Origin of the sequence: Streptomyces sp. S07_1.15, from assembly GCF_020739505.1 — a bacterium.
Lineage (GTDB): Bacteria > Actinomycetota > Actinomycetes > Streptomycetales > Streptomycetaceae > Streptomyces > Streptomyces xinghaiensis.
In genome coordinates this window covers 3,689,798-3,708,538 of the sequence record NZ_JAJBZK010000001.1, presented here as the reverse complement: position 1 = coordinate 3,708,538, position 18,741 = coordinate 3,689,798, and the positions used below count along the sequence as shown (strand labels likewise).

General features: G+C 74.4%; 15 protein-coding genes. 9 read left to right on the top strand and 6 right to left on the bottom strand.

The window, feature by feature from the left end; all coding sequences use genetic code 11:
* Positions 1-14: 14 nt before the first annotated feature.
* The 3 genes from LIX60_RS15960 to LIX60_RS15950 all read right to left on the bottom strand — a co-directional run bounded on the left by LIX60_RS15960 (position 15) and on the right by LIX60_RS15950 (position 2,602).
* Positions 15-332 (bottom strand): TusE/DsrC/DsvC family sulfur relay protein, encoded by a 318-nt coding sequence (locus LIX60_RS15960; protein WP_227959002.1) that lies wholly within the window; start codon positions 330-332, stop codon positions 15-17.
* Positions 333-354: 22 nt separating this feature from the next.
* A complete protein-coding gene (locus LIX60_RS15955; RefSeq protein WP_227959001.1) occupies positions 355-1,644 on the bottom strand; it encodes an NAD(P)/FAD-dependent oxidoreductase in 1,290 nt (429 codons plus the stop codon).
* Positions 1,645-1,924: 280 nt separating this feature from the next.
* Positions 1,925-2,602: a peroxiredoxin gene (locus LIX60_RS15950; protein ID WP_227959000.1), complete on the bottom strand. Its 678-nt coding sequence runs from the start codon at positions 2,600-2,602 to the stop codon at positions 1,925-1,927.
* Positions 2,603-3,036: 434 nt separating this feature from the next.
* Here LIX60_RS15950 and LIX60_RS15945 point away from each other — a divergent pair, with 434 nt between their 5' ends.
* The 9 genes from LIX60_RS15945 to LIX60_RS15905 all read left to right on the top strand — a co-directional run bounded on the left by LIX60_RS15945 (position 3,037) and on the right by LIX60_RS15905 (position 12,369).
* A complete protein-coding gene (locus tag LIX60_RS15945) occupies positions 3,037-3,342 on the top strand; it encodes a hypothetical protein (RefSeq protein WP_227958999.1) in 306 nt (101 codons plus the stop codon).
* Positions 3,339-5,060, top strand: coding sequence for an aminotransferase class V-fold PLP-dependent enzyme (locus tag LIX60_RS15940; protein WP_227958998.1), 1,722 nt, complete (start codon positions 3,339-3,341; stop codon positions 5,058-5,060). The genes LIX60_RS15945 and LIX60_RS15940 overlap by 4 nt, the downstream gene beginning before the upstream one ends.
* Positions 5,061-5,136: 76 nt before the next feature.
* The gene (trxA, locus tag LIX60_RS15935) at positions 5,137-5,505 is read left to right on the top strand and encodes a thioredoxin (RefSeq protein WP_043470998.1); all 369 of its coding nucleotides are present in this window, start codon (positions 5,137-5,139) and stop codon (positions 5,503-5,505) included.
* A gap of 678 nt (positions 5,506-6,183) precedes the next feature.
* A complete protein-coding gene (locus LIX60_RS15930; RefSeq protein ID WP_227958997.1) occupies positions 6,184-7,236 on the top strand; it encodes a hypothetical protein in 1,053 nt (350 codons plus the stop codon).
* 236 nt (positions 7,237-7,472) lie between these two features.
* Positions 7,473-7,916 (top strand): DoxX family protein, encoded by a 444-nt coding sequence (locus tag LIX60_RS15925; protein WP_227958996.1) that lies wholly within the window; start codon positions 7,473-7,475, stop codon positions 7,914-7,916.
* Between the two features lie 300 nt (positions 7,917-8,216).
* A complete protein-coding gene (locus tag LIX60_RS15920) occupies positions 8,217-8,885 on the top strand; it encodes a hypothetical protein (RefSeq protein WP_227958995.1) in 669 nt (222 codons plus the stop codon).
* A 211-nt stretch (positions 8,886-9,096) separates the two neighbouring features.
* Positions 9,097-10,533 (top strand): MFS transporter, encoded by a 1,437-nt coding sequence (locus LIX60_RS15915; RefSeq protein WP_227958994.1) that lies wholly within the window; start codon positions 9,097-9,099, stop codon positions 10,531-10,533.
* A gap of 80 nt (positions 10,534-10,613) precedes the next feature.
* Positions 10,614-11,576, top strand: a complete 963-nt coding sequence (locus tag LIX60_RS15910; protein WP_227962790.1) for an ABC transporter ATP-binding protein — start codon at positions 10,614-10,616, stop codon at positions 11,574-11,576.
* Position 11,577: 1 nt separating this feature from the next.
* Positions 11,578-12,369, top strand: a complete 792-nt coding sequence (locus LIX60_RS15905; protein ID WP_227958993.1) for an ABC transporter permease — start codon at positions 11,578-11,580, stop codon at positions 12,367-12,369.
* Positions 12,370-12,420: 51 nt separating this feature from the next.
* On the opposite strand, the gene LIX60_RS15900 is transcribed toward LIX60_RS15905, so the two are convergent.
* The 3 genes from LIX60_RS15900 to LIX60_RS15890 all read right to left on the bottom strand — a co-directional run bounded on the left by LIX60_RS15900 (position 12,421) and on the right by LIX60_RS15890 (position 18,507).
* Entirely contained in the window at positions 12,421-16,341 is a 3,921-nt protein-coding gene (locus LIX60_RS15900; protein WP_227958992.1) for a substrate-binding domain-containing protein, read from the bottom strand.
* A gap of 283 nt (positions 16,342-16,624) precedes the next feature.
* On the bottom strand, positions 16,625-17,605 hold the full coding sequence (locus tag LIX60_RS15895) for a polysaccharide lyase family 1 protein (RefSeq protein ID WP_227958991.1): 981 nt from the start codon (positions 17,603-17,605) through the stop codon (positions 16,625-16,627).
* Positions 17,606-17,871: 266 nt separating this feature from the next.
* Positions 17,872-18,507, bottom strand: coding sequence for an NADPH-dependent FMN reductase (locus tag LIX60_RS15890; RefSeq protein WP_227958990.1), 636 nt, complete (start codon positions 18,505-18,507; stop codon positions 17,872-17,874).
* Positions 18,508-18,741 lie beyond the last annotated feature (234 nt).

Here is an 18,741-nt window from a genome sequence, read left to right as displayed (position 1 = left end):
GGCGGGTCCGGCGGTCAGATGCAGCCCTTGGGCTTCGGGATGCCGGCGATCTTCGCGGCGGTCTTGGCCGGGCCCTTGGGGAAGAGCTGGTAGAGCTCCTTGACGCTCACGCCCGACGCCTTGCCGAGCACCCGGACCGTGGGGCCGGTGCCCTTCTCGGCGTACTCGGCGCGCATGAAGGTGATGACGGTCCAGTGGCGGTCGGTCAGTTCGTCGATGGCCTGCTCCTTGGCGATCTCCGGGGCCATCTCCTTCGTCCACTGGTCCGGGTCGGCGAAGAAGCCCTCGTCGTCGAGTACGACCGGGGTGCCGGCGTAGGTGGTGGTGGTCATGGCTGTTCTCCGTTCGGTGCGGTCAGGCGACGGGGTGGGCGGCGTCCGCGGGCGCGGGCCGGGACTTGCCGTGCTCCGGCATGGCCGAGCCGATGCCGGGGAGGTCGCGGCCGGGCAGCAGGCTGTGCCAGTAGAGCCATTCGAAGGCGAGCTTGCCGAGGTGGTTGGCGCGCGACTCCTTGAGGAGCGGCAGGCCCACGGCCGCGGGGTAGTGGCCCGGCAGCGGTTCGGTCTCGTAGTTGAAGTCGATCAGCAGCGCCTTGTGGAAGCCGGTCTCGATGAAGCAGTTGGTGTGGCCGTCGTACGAGCCGTCCAGCGGTTCGCCCGCCAGGTGGCGGCCGATGTTGTGGACGAGCACCTCGCCCTCGAAGTGGGCGACCGAGCCGGCCTTGGAGGCGGGCAGTCCTGCGGCGTCGCCGAGGGCGAAGACGTTCGGGCGGGCCTTGGACTGCAGGGTGCGCTGGTCGACGCGGACGAAGTTCAGCTCGTCGCCGAGCCCTTCGGAGCGGCCCACATACGGGGCGCCGCCGTGCAGCGGGACGACCACGGCGAGGTCGAACGGCACCTCGGTGCCGTCGTAGGAGACCAGGCGGCCGCCTCCGCCGGGGCCGGTCTCCACCTCGTCCATCTCGACCGAGCCGAGGGTGAAGTCGGTGACGAGCTCCACGCCCTTCTCCTTCAGGAGCCCTCCGAGCGCCTGGGCGGCCACCGGCTTGGTGAACGCGCTGTCGAGCGGGGTGACGTAGGTGAGCTGCACCTTGTCGCGGATGCCGCGCCGCTGGAAGTACCAGTCGGCGAGGAAGGAGAACTCCAGCGGTGCGACCGGGCACTTGAGGGGCAGGTCGGCGACGTTGACGACCAGCCGGCCGCCCTCGAACTCCTCCAGCGCCCGGTGGAGGGCGGTGGCGCCGGGCAGGTCGTAGAAGGTGTGCACCTGCTTGCCCCAGGCGGGGCCGGTCAGGCCCTCGGTCTCCTCGGGCAGCAGGACGGCGCCGGTGGCGACCACCAGGACGTCGTAGCCGAGGGAGTCGCCGTCGGTGAAGCGGACCCGGTCCGCCTCCAGGTCCACCTGGTCGATCTCGGCCCGGCGGTACTCGATCCCGTCCAGCAGCTGCCGTCCGCGGGGGCGGACGAGGGCGTGGGGTTCGGCGAGGCCGAAGGGAACGAACAGCAGTCCGGGCTGGTAGACGTGCTCGTCGTTCTGGTCGACGACCACGATCTCGTACTCGCTCTTGTCGTACAGCCGCCGCAGCCGGTTGGCCGTGAGCGTTCCGGCGGTGCCGCTTCCGAGGATCACGATGCGCCTGTTCATGCCTCCACTGTCGTGCGGGGAACGAGGCGCGGTCAGGGGCCTTTGGTCCCCGGCCAGTTACCCATAGGGGTATATCCGGAGGCGGTCGGTCCCGGGTCGGCACACCGGTCGGCACACCGGCCGTTCGGCGCACAGGCGGCACACGGGCCGGCACGGACCTCGGACGACGGCTGGACGCGCCGGGGCCCGGCCGCGGGGGAACGGCCGGGCCCCGGGGTCGTGCCGCGGCGGGCCGGCGGGAGCGGAAGCGCATGCGCCCCGCGGCGGCCGGCCGGCCGGCTCAGCTCTTCGCGCCGGGCTTGGTCGCGAGGTACCAGTCGGCGAGCTGCACGCTGTCGTCGGTGAGCCGGGCGTCGAGCTCGTCCTGCGTCCTCGGGGCGCCGACCACCACGTCGTCACCCGGCTGCCAGTTGGCGGGGCAGGACACCTGGTCGCGGTCGGAGGTCTGCAGGGCGTCGAGGAGACGCAGGATCTCGGGGATCATCCGCCCCGCGTTCATCGGGTAGTACAGCACCGCGCGGACGGTCTGCTCCGGGTCGATGACGAAGACCGCGCGCACGGCCGAGGTCCCCGAGGTGTTCGGGTGGAGCATGCCGAAGGCGTGGGAGACCTTCATGTCCAGGTCGGCGACGATCGGGAAGGGGATGCGCACCCCCTGCTTCTCCTCGATGGCCCGGACCCAGGCCAGGTGGCTGAAGACCGAGTCGACCGAGTTGCCCAGCAGCGCCGCGTTGCGGGCCGCGAACTCGTCGGCGAGCTCCGTGAAGGCGATGAACTCGGTGGTGCAGACCGGGGTGAAGTCCGCGGGGTGGCTGAAGAGGATCAGCCACTTCCCCGTGTAGTCGGTGAGCTTGACGGTGCCGTGCGTGCTGTCGGCCTCGAAGTACGGGGCCGGGTCGCCGATGAGGGGGAGCCGCCCCTCGGTCGCGGCGGGCGCCTGCTGCTCGGAGACGGTCATGGTCGGGAACTCCTTCGGGGTACTGGACGGGAATCCGGACGGAACCGGGAGCGTTACCCCGAGTACTCCCAGCCCCGGGTCATATACGGGGGAGGGTATTGCAATCCCGGGTCCGGGGGCAGGGCCGAACGGCCCTTTCCCCGGTACGCAAGGCCCCTGCCTGCTCCATTCCGGCCGGGGTGCACTGGAGAGCACGGTTCCCCGGACGGCCCGGTCCAGTCCTGTCCGTCCAGTCCTGTCCGTCCGGTTCCGCACATCCGGTTCCGTCCGCTCGGCCCGACCGGCCGGGCCGGACGTGATTCCGGCCACGGCAACCGGTAACCCGTCCGGTGAACCGGTACCCACCGGCACCGGCCGGCCGCACGGCACCCGGCGCCCGGCACATCCGGGGTTCCATCCGGGAGGCCGGCGGCCCGGAGGAAGGAGACGTGGCCATGACCCCCAGGACATCCGGCACCACCGCTCCACAGCGGTCCGCCGCTCCACAGCGGTCCGCCGCTCCACAGCGGTCCGCCGCCCCACGGCCGTCCACACCCGCACAGCGCGCCGCCCCGGAGCCGCGGAACGCCCGGCCCGGAGCGGCCACCACCGGCGACGGCGGCGCCACCGGCGCGCACCACGGCACCGGCACCACCGGCACCCCCGAGCGGGCGACCGCCGCGGCCCGCCCCAGCTCCGTCGCCTTCTACGCGGCCCAGCACGGCCCGGCGCGCCACGCCGGCCACGGGTTCAGACCGTGACCGCCGCGCCCACCGCCCGGCGGACCGGGCCCTCCCGCGACCCGGCGCCCACCACGCCCCTGCTGGAGCGCGTCCGCCGGGGCATCATCGGCGACGACGAGGTGCTGGACGGCCCCTACGGCCCCCGCCGCCTGGTCTACGCCGACTACACCGCCTCCGGGCGGTCCCTCGGCTTCATCGAGGACTTCATCCGGGACCACGTCCTCCCCCGCTACGCCAACACGCACACCGAGAGCTCCAGCACCGGCCTGCAGACCACCCGCCTCCGCGAGGACGCCCGCCGCGTCATCCGCGACGCCGTGGGCGGCACCGAGGACGATCTGGTGATCTTCACCGGCTCCGGTGCCACCGCCGCCGTCAACAAGCTGGTCGGCATCCTCGGCCTGCGGGAGCAGCCGAGCGCCGCGGTGCTGCCCGCCGAGCGTCCGGTGGTCTTCGTCGGCCCCTACGAGCACCACTCCAACGAGCTGCCCTGGCGCGAGTCGGTGGCCGACGTCGTCGTCATCGGCGAGGACGCCGACGGCCACATCGACCCGGCCCGGCTGGAGGAGGAACTGGTCCGGTACGCCGGGCGGCCGCTGCTGATCGGCAGCTTCTCGGCCGCCTCCAACGTCACGGGCATCCTCACCGACACCGACCGCATCGCCCGCCTGCTGCACGCCCACGGCGCGCTGTCCTTCTGGGACTACGCGGCGGCCGGCCCGTATGTGCCGCTGCGCGTCGCGGCGAGCGCGCCCGGCGCGGGCGACCACAAGGACGCGGTCTTCCTCTCGCCGCACAAGTTCGTCGGCGGCCCGCAGACGCCCGGCGTCCTCGTGGTGCGGCGGGAACTGGTGCGCAATCCGGTGCCCACCGCGCCCGGCGGCGGCACCGTGGCCTTCGTCGGCCCGCTGGGCCACCGCTATCTGGACGATCCGGTGGTCCGCGAGGAGGGCGGTACCCCGGCGATCGTCGAGTCGATCCGCGCCGGGCTCGTCTTCGCGCTCAAGCAGGCCGTGGGCACCGATCTCATCCAGGCCCGCGAGGAGAGCCACTGGCAGTACGCGCTGGAGCGCTGGGAGCGCGATCCCGCCATCGAGATCCTCGGAAACCACCGGGTGCGGCGGCTGTCGATCGTCTCCTTCCGGATCCGGCACGGCGAGCGCTATCTGCACCACAACTACGTGGTGGCGCTGCTCAACGACCTGTTCGGCATCCAGGCCCGCGGCGGCTGTTCCTGCGCCGGGCCGTACGGGCACCGGCTGCTCGCCATCGACACCGCCGCCTCCGACGCCTACCTGGACGAGATCACCCGCGGCTGCGACGGCGTCAAGCCGGGCTGGGTCCGGATCAACTTCAACTACTTCATCTCCGAGACGGTGCGCGACTACCTCGTGCGTGCCGTGGAACTGATCGCCCGCCACGGCCACCGGCTGCTGCCGGACTACCGCTTCGACCCGCACACCGGCGGCTGGCACCACCGCCGCGCCGCCACCGAGCCACCGCTGCGGCTGTCCTCCTTCGGCTACGACGCCGGGGGCCGGCCGGTCGTCCGCGACGAGCGGCGCCGGGCGGGCGAGGAGTCGCTCGCCGGCCGGCTCGACGAGGCCCGGAGCCTCTTCGCCTCCCGTCCGGACGGCGTGGACGACGGCCCGACCGGACTGCCCGAGGACTTCGAACGGATGCGCTGGTTCCATCTGCCACCGGCGTGCCTGGACCGGGGCGCGGTCCCGGAATGAATCCGCCCTGCCCCCTGTTGGCAGGGATACCCGCCGCAATACCCCAGTGGGTATAGAGAGAAGGAGAGCCGGGCCCATGCCGACCATTGAGCTGACCAAGGACAACTTCGAGGAGACCGTCACGAGCGCGGGCATCGTGCTGGTGGACTTCTGGGCCGCCTGGTGCGGACCGTGCCGGATGTTCGCCCCCGTCTTCGAGAAGGCGGCGGAGAGCCACCCCGACATCGTCTTCGGCAAGGTGGACACCGAGGCGCAGCCGGAGCTCGCCGCGGAGTTCCAGATCTCCTCGATCCCGACGCTGATGGCCATCCGCGACCGCACCGTCCTCTACGCCCAGCCCGGCGCCCTCCCGGCCCCCGCGCTGGAGGAGCTGATCGGCAAGATCCGCGCCGTGGACATGGAGGACGTACGGCGGCAGCTCGCGGCCCGCGCCGGCCAGGGCTGAGCACCGGCCGGGGCTGAGCACCCGCCGGGGCTGAGCACCCGCCGGGCTCGACCGGCCGCCCTCCGGATCCGTCCCGCGCGGGACCGGATCCCCCGACGCCACCGCACCGCATCCGGAAACCTTCCCCCGATTCCGGTGCGGTGCGGTGTGTGCGCATGCGTGTGCGTGATGCCCCGCCGCACCGCGGAAAGCCCTCGCGGCCCCTCGGCCCGGGGGCTTTCCGCCGCCCTTTTCACGGCGAATCCGGGCGCCGGTGACGGAAATACGCCCGGTGCCCCGCATCCAGCGGGCCGGCAAAGGGACCCCCGGTGCGCAACGATCTCCGCAATTCCGGTTCCCCCGGGCCCTCCTGCGGCCGGGGGCGCACTCACGCGCCTATCGGTGAAATCACCAGTCTTCCCCGGCGGCGCGGCACCCCGGACCCGCGCCGCACCAGCTCACGGCCGTGTCCGTCACGCCTCCGGCGACCGGCCGTTCCCTCGCCCGTTGACAGTGGAACACCCCACCCCCACTCTGTGGTGGATCCCGGCCCACGGGTGCCGCACAAGGCCGTACAGCGCCTTTCGAAGCGGCCTTCTCCCCTTCCCCTCCCGCTTCTCCGCAAGCGGCCGGTTCCCCTTCCGGGCCGGGGGCACGGCAGTACGGACAGGGATTCACCAACCCCCCAGGAGGAAATCCATGGTGCCGAATCGATTAGTGCGCCGGATCGCCGCTTTCACAGCGGCGGTCGGCCTGATGGTCCTCGTACCGGCCACCGCACACGGCGCACCGGCGACCGCACAGGCCACGCAGACCACGCAGACCACCCAGACCGCACAGGCCACGCAGGCCGCCCGGGGCGCGCAGGGCGGCACGGACGCTGCCGGCACCGCGAGCGAACGGCAGGGCGCGACGGCCGAGCGGACCACCACCGTGCGCTACGGCTCGTACACCATTCCGGCGTCGACCGGGGAGGAGCACGGAGAGCTCAGCAACCGGATCGCGTTCAATGTCAGAAAACCGTGCACCAACTGCTTCATCACGAGCGTCAAGCCCAACCTCGTCTACGAGGACGGCTCGAACGCCAACGTCAACACCGGCCCGATGCTCCATCACATGGTGCTCTTCAAGGGCAGCGCGACGGATGTCACCTGCAAACTCCCGGGGCAGCGGGTCTTCGCCTCCGGCAACGAGCGGGTCGAGAGCGTGTTCCCCGACGGCTACGGCATCAAGGTGGACTCCGGCGAGCGCTGGACGCTGCTGTACGACCTGATGAACCACGCCGACACGGAGAAGACCGTCCACATCGAGCTGACCTTCACCCACGAGTCCGCCTTCCTCTCCGGCCGCAAGGCCCTCACGCCGCTCTGGATGGACGTCGGCGGTTGCCGCGGCAGTGAGTACGACGCTCCGGAAGGGGTCAGTGAGAAGAGCTGGACATGGACGTCCACGGTCTCCGGCGAGCTGATCCACATGCGCGGCCATCTGCACCACGGCGGTACGACGGTGAAGACCGAAAACCTCACCACCGGGCGGCTGCTCTGCGAGTCGGTGGCCGAGGAGGGCGGGACGCCCGAGTTCATCGATCTCCACGGGCGCACCGAGATCTCCGACATGTCCTCCTGCACGGGCGAGCCGCTGGGCGCCATCAGCCGCGGTGACGAACTGCGGATCACCAGCCGGTACGAGCTGGCGGGCCACTCCCACCACGGCGTGATGGGGATCATGGTCGGCTGGATCGCCCGCGGCTGATCCACCCCGGGCCCCGGGCCGCCCCGGCGCTCCAGGAGACCGGGCCCGGCCCGGGTCCCGGCCCGGCCCAACCGGGCCGCGGGTCCCGGCCGCGGTCTCCTCCCCGCCGTTCCCCGGCAGACCCACCTCCCCGTTCCGCTGTTCGAGCGTTCCCGCACACCGCGTTTCCCGCACGCCGCCTTCCCGCACACCGCGTTCCCGCACCCCACCCCCACACCCCGCAGAGAGGTGATCTCGTGCAGACGGACCGGCTCGGCGAACCCGTACTCTCCCTCTTCCGTGTCGTCACGGGGCTGATGTTCCTGTGCCACGGTCTGGCCTCCCTGTTCGGTGTACTCGGGGGCAACCGGGGCACCGGCGAGGCCGTCGCCTTCGGCGTCTGGCCCGGCTGGTGGGCGGCCCTGATCCAGCTGGTCTGCGGCGCGCTCGTCATGGTGGGGCTCCTCACCCGGGTTTCCGCGGTGGTCGCGTCCGGCTCCATGGCCTACGCGTACTTCGTGGTGCACCAGCCGGACGGGCTGCTGCCGCTGGTCAACCACGGGGAACTGTCGGCGTTCTACGCCTGGGCCTTCCTGCTCATCGCCGCCCTCGGGCCGGGCCCCTGGGCGGTGGACCCCCTCGTCCGCCCGTCCGGCGAGCGGCGCCACGGCCAGCGGGCCCGGGTGACCACGGCGGACTGACCTCCGCGTTCCCGTGCCCCGGAGGACTGCCCCCCAGGGGGCGGGTCTCCGGGGCATCGCGCGGACCGGTCCGGAAGAGCAAGGGAAGGGAAGGCGGGAAGGCGCCGATGGGAACGAGCGGAGGAACTACGCCGAAGCAGCCCCGGAACGATCAGTTGCGCGCAGACCCGGTCAACAGGACGGCGGAGAGCATCGATTGACCACCCCTTCCCGTCACAACTCGATATCGCACCGTCACAGAAACCTTCCATCCGCTTAACTGACCCCGGTTCACGTCAACGGGGGAAGGCAGCGCGTCCGATGGGCAGACACAGCAGACAGACCTCCGCGGGGCACGTACGGAGTACGGCCCTGCGGACGGTGGCGGCACTCGGCGTGGCCGGGACGATCGCCGTGGCGTTCCACGCCTCCTCGGGCGACGACCGAACCGCCCGGGCCCGCGCCGACGTCACCGCCCAGGACCGGGGGCCCGACCTCCCGGCGAGCCCCGCCGAATCGTCGGGGGAGCCGGGGTCGCGGGAGACCGGCGGCCCCTCCCCCTCGTCCTCCGCCGCGCCCCGGCCGGTGACGCACGGCTCGGATACCGGCTCCCTGCGGAGCGGGGCCGCCGCCGCGGAGAGCACCCCGGACGGCCGTCCCGGCCGGGCCCGCGAGCACGCCGCCGCGGCACGGAAGGCGGAGGGGGCCGGCCGGAAGCCCGGCGGCGGCCCCGCACCCGGCGGTTCCGCGTCCGGTGCCGGCTCCGCGCCCTCCTCCGCCGGGACGAACACCGGAACGAACCCCGGAACGGAGCCGCGCGCGGCCGGGCCGGCCGGCGGCACGGGCGGCAGTACGGGCGGCGGGAGCCGGGACGACGACGGCACCGCCCTGTCCGGCACCGTGGAGGGCCTCACCGGAGCCCTCGGCGAGCTCACCGGGAACCTCACCGGCGGGCTCGGCTGGGGCGGGAACGGCCTGCCCACGGGCTGAGCGGCCGCGCGCGGCCGCTCTCCGCGGAGCCGTGCCGCGCCCCGGCCGACCGGCCCCGCGCCGACCGACCGGCCCCGCGCCGGACTCCCGGCCCCCGCTCCCGCATGCCGCCGCCGTGGGCCGGGCCCGCACGGGCCGGCGCCCGGGCGGCGCCGTCCACAGGGTGGGCACGCTTCCATGCGCCCGTCACCTGCGCGTTAGCCTGCTGTGCATGCGGAAGGGCAGCAGGAGCGACGACGGCGGGAGCCCGGGCACGGACGGCCGGACGGCCACCGGGCGGACCCCACCGGGCCCGCTCCTGCGCCGGGCCCGCCGGGGGACGTTCGCGTACTTCGCGCTCAACGGCTTCGTCATGGGCGTGTGGGTGGTGCACATCCCCTCCGTCGAGGACAGGGCCGGCATCTCCCACGCCGTGCTCGGCTGGCTGCTGCTGTGCATGGGCGGCGGCGCCTTCGCGGGGCTGCAGCTCGCCGGCCCGCTGAGCGACCGGTTCGGCAGCCACCGTACGCTGCCGGTGGCCGCGGTGCTGTGCAGCGGCTCCCTGGTGCTGCCCGGCCTGGCGGAGAACGTCTGGGCGCTGGGCGCCGCCGTGGTCGTCTTCGGCTTCGGCAACGGCTGTATGGACGTCAGCATGAACACCCACGCGGTGCAGGTCGAACGCGGTTACGGACGGCCCGTCATGTCGGCCTTCCACGCGGTGTTCTCGATCGGCGGCGTCTTCGCGGCCCTGGCCGGCGCCCGCACCATCAGCTGGGGCTGGAGCGTGCCGCTCACCCTGGGCTGCATCGGCGCGCTCTGCGCGGTGGCCTCGGTGCTCACCGCGCCCACCCTGCTGCGGCCGGGCACGCTCTCCGCGGCGGACGCGCGCGACACCGGGACCGTCCCGGAGGAGGCCGGGAAGGCGTCCGGGGCGGCGGCTCCCGTCACGGCGCCCGGGGCGGACGGCCCGGCGGGTCCGCGGACACCCCTGCCTCAGCAGACCGCGGCCCAGCAGCCCGCGGCCCAGCAGCCCGCGCCCCCGCCGGAGGCGCCCCCCGCGCCGCCGGCGAAGCGGCGGCCGCCCCGCCGCGTGTGGGCACTGGCCCTGCTGGCCCTGATCCTGATGCTCAGCGAGGGCGTGGCCTACGACTGGAGCGTGCTGCACGTCAGGACCGTGCTCGACGCCCCCGCCGCCACGGCCGCCCTGGCGTACGGCGCCTTCGCCACGGCGATGACCCTCGGACGGCTGTCGGCGGACCGCGTCGCGGCCCGGTACGGCCCCGTCTTCGTGGTCCGGTACGGCGCGGGCCTGGCGGCGGCCGGGCTGACGGCCGCGGCGCTGTCGTCCTGGGTGCCGCTCGCCCTGGCGGGCTGGACGGTCTTCGGACTCGGACTGTCCGGCTGCGTCCCGCAGTTCTTCAGCGCGGCGGGCCATGTGGACGAGGACGCCTCCGGGGCCAACGTCTCCCGGGTGGCGGGCCTCGGCTATCTCGGCATGCTGGCCGGACCCGCGATCATCGGTCCGATGACCGCGTTCATGCCGCTCAACCTCACGTTCTTCCTGCCGGTGGCGTTCTGCGTGACGGCCGTCTTCACCGCCGGCATCCTGCGCCCGCCCGCCCCCGCCCGGTCAGCCGTCTCCCCCGCACCGGCCCGCACCCGCGCCTGACGGGGCCGTCCGGGGCCGGGAAACCGGGACCTGCGGAGGATGCCGCGGAGATCCCGGCCGGGGAGACTGCTGCCATGGTCATGGCGATGGTCGAGGTGGACGGGCTGCGCAAGGTGTACGGGGGCAGACCCGTCGTGGACGGGGTCTCCTTCGCCGTCGAGGAGGGCGAGATCTTCGGCATCCTCGGCCCCAACGGCGCGGGCAAGACCACGACCGTCGAGTGCGTGGAGGGTCTGCGGACGCCCGACGGCGGCACCGTACGGGTCGCGGGGCTCGACCCCGTGGCCGACCACGACGAGATCACCCGCATCCTCGGTGCCCAGCTCCAGGAGAGCGAGCTCCAGGCGAAGCTCACCGTCCGGGAGGCCCTGGAGCTCTACAGCTCCTTCTACCGGGCACCGGCGGACTGGCGGCTGCTCGGCGAACGGCTCGGCCTCACGGGCCATCTGGGCGCCCGCTTCGAGAAGCTCTCCGGGGGCCAGAAGCAGCGGCTGTTCATCGCCCTCGCACTGATCGGCAATCCCCGCATCGTCGTCCTGGACGAGCTGACCGCCGGACTCGACCCGCGCGGACGGCGCGACACCTGGTCCCTGATCGAGGACGTCCGCGGCTCCGGCGTGACGGTCCTCCTCGTCACCCACTTCATGGAGGAGGCGCAGCGGCTGTGCGACCGGGTGGCGGTGATCGACCGGGGCCGCCTCGTCGCGCTGGACACCCCGGCGGAGCTGATCCGGCACGCCGCGAACGCCACCCTCATCTCCTTCACGCCCTCGCGGCCGATCGGCCACGAGGCGCTGAGGGCCCTGCCGGGGGCCGCCTCCGTCGCGGAGAAGGGCGGCCGGATCACCGTCGGCGGGACGGACGAGACCGTGAACGCCCTGATCACGCTGCTCGTCCGGGACGGCATCACGGCGGAGCGGCTGCGCATCGAGGACGCCACACTGGACGACGCCTTCCTCGACCTCACCGGGCGGCGGGCCGGCCCGCCCGTACCCTCCGGCCCGTCCGGCCCGGCCGCCGCCTCCTCCGAGGGAGCGAAGTGAGATGCCCGTAGGACCCGCGGCCCTGTCCCGCGCCCTCGCCCGCACGCCGTCCGGCGCCGTGTCCCTCGCCGTGCTGAGGGCCGAGGTGCGGCTCTTCCGCCGGGAACCCGTGGCGATCTTCTGGATCATCGCCTTCCCGACCCTGCTGCTCGTCATCCTCGGCCTCATCCCGGACTTCCGCAGGCCCGGGGAGGATCTGGGCGGGCTGCGCGTCATCGACCTGTACGTCCCGACGGTCATCCTGCTGTCGACCATCACGGCGGGGCTGCAGAGCATGCCGGCCGTGCTCACCGGCTACCGCGAACGCGGCATCCTGCGCCGGCTCTCCACCACGCCGGCCCGCCCCGTGAGCCTGCTGACGGCCCAGATCGCCGTGCACTTCGGCGCCATCCTCGTCGCGGCCGCCGTCGCGCTCGTGGTCGGCCGGACCGCGTACGGCGTCGCGTTCCCGCAGCAGCCGTTCGGATACGCCCTGGCGTTCGGCACCGCGACGCTGAGCGCGCTCGCCCTGGGCACGGTCATCTCGGCGGTCTCGCCCAGCACGAAGATCTCGAATGTCCTGGGCTCGCTGGTCTTCTTCCCCGCGATGTTCACGGCGGGCGTCTGGGTGCCGGTGCAGGTGATGTCCGGGACGCTGCGGACCGTTGTGGAGCTCACCCCGCTGGGCTCGGCCGCCCAGGCCCTCCGCCAGGCCTCGGCCGGTGACTGGCCGGATTGGACGCACCTCGGGGTCAGCGGCCTCTGGGCCCTCGTCCTGGTCGTCGCCGCGGCCCGCTGGTTCCGCTGGGAGTGAGGACCCGGACGGGCGGCCGGGCCCGGGACCACCGTGCGGCGGCCCGCGGGTTCAGGACGCCTCACGGTAGACGTGCGGGGCGACTCCCGTGACCTTGCGGAAGACACGGCTGAAGTAGGCGCGGTCGTGGAAGCCGACGGCGCGGGCGATCGTCTGCACGCTGTCGTCGCTCTGCCGCAGCCGCTCCTTGGCGCGCTGGATGCGCAGCCGGGTGAGGTAGTCCCAGAGGGTCAGGCCGATCTCGCGGTGGAAGAGGCGGCCGAGGTGGTTCTCGCTGACCCCGGCCGCGCGGGCCATCTGGCGGCGGGACAGCGGATGCCGGTAGTGCTGCTCGATGTACGCGAGGGCGTGCCGCACGGGTGCGTGGGCGCGGTGCGCGCCCGGGTCGCCGCGGCGCGTCATCCGGGTCAGCAGGCCGGCGGTCTCCTCCTCCGTCAGGATGTCCCGGCCCAGCAGCATCAGCCCGGGGTGCGGCTCCGCGCGGCGCACGTCGTCGTGGGTGAAGCCCCGGTCGCTGAGCATCAGGACGGGGATCACGGGCTGTTCCGGGCCGCGGTCCTGGCTCGCGATCTCGTACATCCGCTCGACGATGTCGAAGCCGTCCATGTCGGCGGGTTCGCGCGGGACGACGAGCAGGCAGGGCACGTCCTCGGCGAACAGGGCGAGCGCCGCCGTGCCGTCGGCCGCCGTGCGGACGGGGTGACCGGGCAGCGCTCCGCCGAGCAGCCGCCGGAACCGTTCGCGGGAGGCGGCGTCGCCGTCCACGACGACCACCGGGTCGGCCAGGCCGGGCGGGCGCAGCGCGTGCAGGGCCTGCGCGAGGTCGCGGCCGGAGACCGGTCCGTAGAGCAGGAACGGCGTGTGGCGGAGCGCCGGGTGGTCGTGCAGCCGCTGGACGGGGGACCACTCCTGCGGGCGGGTCCGGTCGGTGTCCCAGGCGACGGCGGCGGGCCCCGGGGCGGGGCCGGGAGCGCAGCCGGGCGCGGGAGCGGCGCCGGGACCGCCGCCGTCGCCGGGGGCGTGGCCGGCGACGAGGGAGGCGATGTCGTCGTCCGGGTGCAGACGGCGCGGATGCAGCCCGCACCGGCGTGCGATCGCGGCGATCTCGCGCGGCGGGGTGCCGGCGGCCGCGACGAGGAGGGTACGACCGTCCGGGCCGCCGCCGGGCACGGGCGCGGGGACGGCGCCGGGGGCGTCCGCCGGGGTGGGGAGCGGCAGTTCGAGCCGGAAGCCGTAGCGGCCGCCGTCGGTACGTGCGGTGACCGAGCCCCCGTGCAGTACGGCGAGGCGGCGGGCGATGGCCAGCCCGAGCCGCATCCCCGGCGCTCCGGAGGCGAAGGGCTGGAACAGGTCTTCGGCCTCGGCGGCCGGCGCGGCCGGGTCGGGGCGGGTGATGAGGACGCGGAGCAGCGGCGGCCGGACCTCGGCCTCCAGCGTCAGCCGGACGGCCCCGCTCCCCGGGCCGGGCCCGCTCCCCGGGCCGCCCCCGGAGCGCGGCCCCGGCCCGCCGGCCGGTCCTTCCACGGGCCCGTCGGCGGGCCCGTCGGCGGCCGCGTTCAGCAGGTTGAGCAGGATCTGCCGGAGGCGCGGGCCGTCCGCGCTGACCGCCGGGAGCCGTCCGGGCAGCCGGAGCCGCCAGCCGTCGCCGCCCGGACGGGCGCGGGCCGCGGTGTCGAACGCCTCGGCGAGCAGGGGGCGCGGGTCGAGCAGGTGCCGGGAGAGGTCGAGGGCGTCGATCTCGGAGCGGGAGAGGTCCAGCAGGTCGTCGATGAGCCGGAGCAGCCGCCCGGCGTGCTCGTGCGCGGTCCGCAGGGCGTCGGCCACCCCGGCGGGGTCCGGGCCGGGCCGCGGGCCCGGGGACGACGGTGCGGGGCCGGGGCGGGTGTGGTGGAGGACCGCCTCGACCGGGGTGCGGAGTTCATCGGTGGCGTTGTCGAGCAGCCGGGTCTTCAGCCGGTTGGCCTGCTCGGCCGCGTCCCGGGCACGGCGCACCTCGTCGAACAGCCGGATGCCCTTGAGCGCCGCGCTGATCTGGTCCCCCAGCGCCCGGTACAGCGCGCCGTCCCGGTGTGCGGAGTGGCGGCGGCCGCCCGCGTCGAAGAGGGCGAAGCCGAGCTGCTCGTCACCGATGTGGAGCGGCTCGGCGACGAGCGTGTAGCGCCGGCCCTCCGGCGGCAACAACGCGTCGGGGAGCAGGAGTTCGGCCCGGTACGGGGCCTGTGCCGGAACGGCCGCGCCCGGGCCGGAGCCGGGGCCCGGGCCGGATGTGGCACCCGCGCCGGAGGCCGCACCGGCCCGGGCGGCACGCGACGCCTCCAGTTCCTCGCGGGTGAGGACGGCCCGCGCCGCGCGGGAGACGTCCGGGGGGCCGGCCGGCCGGGCGGGGGCGGAGGGCGCTCCGGGGGCGGCCCGCACCGCGCGGAACGGGGCGGCCCCGTCCTCGTACAGCACGAGACGGCAGCCGTTGACGCCGATGTACGGCAGATGCCGGGAGAGCGCCCCGGTGAGCGCGTCGATGTCGACGGCGGTGGTGAGCGCCGTGCCGAGTTCGCGCAGCCGGCGCGACTCCTGCTCCTCCGCCCAGCGCTCGCCCTCCAGCAGCCGACGGGACTTGTCGGCGACCATCAACCGCGCCTGCCCGAAGAGGCGTTCGGCCCGGGCCGCGCCCATGGCCGTCGCCGTGGGCGTCCCCGCGCCCGGTGCGTTGCCGGCGGCCACCAGGGCGCGGGCGCGCAGCAGCGCGCCGTCCCAGGCGGCGGCGTCCTCGGGGGTGCGGACCTCGCTCCCGATCAGCCGTTCGAGCAGCGGAAGGAACCCGCCGCCGAGCGCGGAGTCCGCGCGGAGCGCGGCGGCCAGTTCCGGGCCCGCCCCGGGGAGTCCGGCGAACACCCCCGCCAGCGGCGTCCCCGGGTCCGGCGGGGTGTCCGTCTCCTGGGTCACCAGCGGGGACGGGCAGCCGCACGACCGGCGCGTCACCAGCGTCCCCGGCACCACGCTCCGCGCCGGCGGGCGCGTACCGCGCAACCGGGCCAGCAGGGTGTCCACGGCCAGCTCCCCGAGCTCGGCGAAGGGCAGGGCCACCGAGGTGAGCGGCGGATCGGAGAGCCGGGCCTCCGGGGAGTCGTTGAAGCTGATGACCGCCACGTCCTCCGGGACCCGGACGCCCCGGCCGGTGAGGAAGCGCAGGGCGTCGGCCGCCAGGACGTCGCTGCACGCCACGACGGCGTCGAAGTCGCGGCCCGGGCGGAGCCCGCGGATGTCGAGGAGCACCCGCATCGCCGAGGCGCCCGCCCCGCTGCCGAAGTCGACGGCGGCGGAGACCAGCGACCGGTCGAGGCGGAGGCGGTGCCGGGCCAGGGCGTGGGCGTAGGCGCGGTAGCGGTCGAGGGAGACGGGGTTGGCCAGCGGGCCGCGGATGCAGGCGAGCCGGCGGCGGCCGTGGTGCCCGACGAGATGGCCGACCGCATCCCGCATCCCCGCGTGGTTGTCGAGGAGCAGGGTCTCGTGGCCGTCGAGACCGCGGTTGAGGCTGACGACCGGGAGCCCGTCGAGCCGCCGGGCCAGTCGCTCGGCCCGGTCGCTCGCGCCGGGGAGGCCGAGGGTGGAGGTCCAGCAGATGACGCCGTCGAGCCGGTCCGGGCCGATCAGCTCGTAGAGCGCGTTGCGCGGGGCGCCGCCGGGACGGAGCGGGCCGCCGGGTAAGCAGACGAGGCTGACGTCGTTGCGCTCGGCGGCGGCCAGCACGCCGGACCAGAGGGTGGCGCCGACGCCGAGGTGGATATTGGCCGTGACGAGGCCGATGGTGAGGCGCCCGTCACCGGGGCGCCCGCCGGCGGGACGGTTGCCGGGACGACTGCCGTGACGGCTGCCGCCGGGGCGGTCCGGGCGGCAGCCGGGGCGGCTCTCCCGGCCGCCGTCCGGGCCGTCCGGGCCGTCCGGTGGCCGCGCCCGTGGGGGCCCCTGTTCCGCCATGGTGCCTCGCTGGTCGTCGGAAACGACCCCGGGCCGCCGCGCGAGCGGCATACCGGCCGGGGGTCGTGGACGATAGCGGCGGGCCCGCGCCCGGACAAGGCCGGAGAGGTCTCCGGTCCTGCCCGGGCGCCGGCCCGGAGGCCCCGGGCCCCGGGCCCCGGGGGGGCGGGGCGCCCGGGGCCCGGTGGTGCCGCGGGCGGGGGAACGGCGCGGTCGTCCCCTCCGCACCCCGCCCGGTGGGAGCTGAACGGCCGGACCGTACCGGCCCGGCGGGCCGGCCGGGTCAGATCTTCCCGACCCCCGCGCCCGCGGTCACGCTCGACTTGACGCTGTCCGCGTTCTCGGCCGAGTAGCCGTACGGGATCGGCGCCACGCTGCCGCCGCTCTGGCCGGCACCGGAGTTGACGAACCTGTTGTTCACGGCGCGGAGCGTGCCCGGTCCGGAGGACGCCTCACCCAGGTGGAAGGGGTCCTCGGTGTTCTCGAAGTAGTTGCCCTCGACGAGCACCCCGGCGCCCTCGGTGGACGCCACGCCGTAGCTGCCGACGTTGTCGAAGTAGTTGTTCAGCACGTGCACCGGGTTGCCGAAGCGGACCCGCGGGTTGCGCTGGTTGGTGCCGTCGAACCAGTTGTGGTCGTAGGTGACCCGGAGCTTGCCGGAGTCCTCGCCGGCGTTGCTGTCGGAGTGCCCGAGCAGCATGTTCTTGTCCTGGTCGTGGCAGCGGTTCCAGGACACGGTGATCTGGTCCGAGGCCCGCTTGATGTCGACGCCGCCGTCCTTGGCGCCGGAGATGTCGTTGTGGTCGATCCACACCTTCGTCGAGTACTGGACGTTGATGGCGTCGTCGTTCGACCCCGTGAAGGTGAGGTTCTGGATGATCACGTTCGAGACCTTGCTGATGTTGAGCCCGCTGCCCGTGATCCGGCCGGAGGTGCCCACACCGACGACCGTCTTGTTCGAGGCCACCTTGGTCATGGAGCTCAGCGAGATGGTGCCGTTGACGCGTACGGTCAGCGGGCTGCTGCTCTGCACGGCGTCGATGAAGGCGCTCGCGCTGGAGACGGTGACGGTGGAGCCGCCCGCGCCGCCCGTGGTGCCCGCGCCGAAGCCGACGGGAGAGGCCGCGGCTGCGGGGGCCGCTTCCTTCTCGGCCTGCCGCTCGGCGGCCCCGCCGCTGCCGGCGGTCAGCCCGCCGAGGGCGACGACGGTCGCCGTCACGGCGGCGGCGCCGGCCAGTTTGTATCGCGCGCTCGTCCTGCGCATCGAAATCTCCGTCCGATGTGGGGGATGTGAGGGGGGTGTCGAACTGTGTTCCTGGGTGCACACCGGTGCCGCGCGGCCGGCATCTCCGACGATGCTAGGGCGGCTCCCGTGGACGATCAGGCGCCCCATGTGGACTATTGCGCGCGGCCGTTGCCCCGCCGCCCTGGCCGCCGGCGCCGGCCGGGTGCGGCGGGCAGGCGCGGCGGGCCCGTGCGGGGCGGCACACCGGGCTTCCGGCCCGGTGTGCCGTCCGCGAGCCGGCGCGGTCAGCCGCCGTACGGGTGGCCGGCGCGGGCCTCGCGCAGGGCCCGGCCCCACCAGACGAGCTGGTCGAGCAGGGTCTTCGCGGCGGCGCCGGCGCTCTCGTCGTCCCCGCGCAGGCCGTCCTCGCCGAAGCGGTCCCAGGCGTTGTGGAAGCTGACGGTGTCCCGCACCGTCACGGTGTGCAGCTCGGCGAAGACCTGCCGCAGATGCTCCACCGCCCGCAGGCCGCCGGACATGCCGCCGTACGAGACGAAGCCGGCCGGCTTCGCCTGCCACTCCTCCCGGTGCCAGTCGATGAGGTTCTTCAGCGCCGCCGGGTAGCTGTGGTTGTACTCGGGCGTCACCACGACGAAGGCGTCGGCGGCCGCCAGCCGGGGGCGCAGCGCCTCCAGCGAGCGCGCCGTCCCGTCACCGGGCCGTTCCGTGGGCCCGGTGACCTCCAGCGGCAGCCCGGCCGGGTCGATCACCTCGACCTCCAGATCGGGGCGCTGCCGCGCGGCGCCGGCGAACCAGTGCGCCACGGCCGCCCCGAACCGCCCTTCGCGGACACTGCCGATGATGACCGCGAGCCGGAGCGGGGCAGACGAGGGGAGAGCGGACGGCGCGACGGACGGGGAGGACACGGTGGTGAGAGACATCGGAGACTCCTCGGACGGACTGATGGTCGGACGAAGACATGCGGGCCGGCGGCGGAGACCGCCCTCCGGCCCGCGGCAACAGCCTTCAACCTCAACAATGGTTGAGGTCAACCGGCACCGGCCGCGGCCCCCGGGCCCCGGCTGCCGGGAGCGGCCGCCGGGAGCGGCCCCCGGGGCCCGGAACACCCGTGGGCTGCGCAAACCGGGGAGACCCCCGCACCCCGCGGCCCCCAC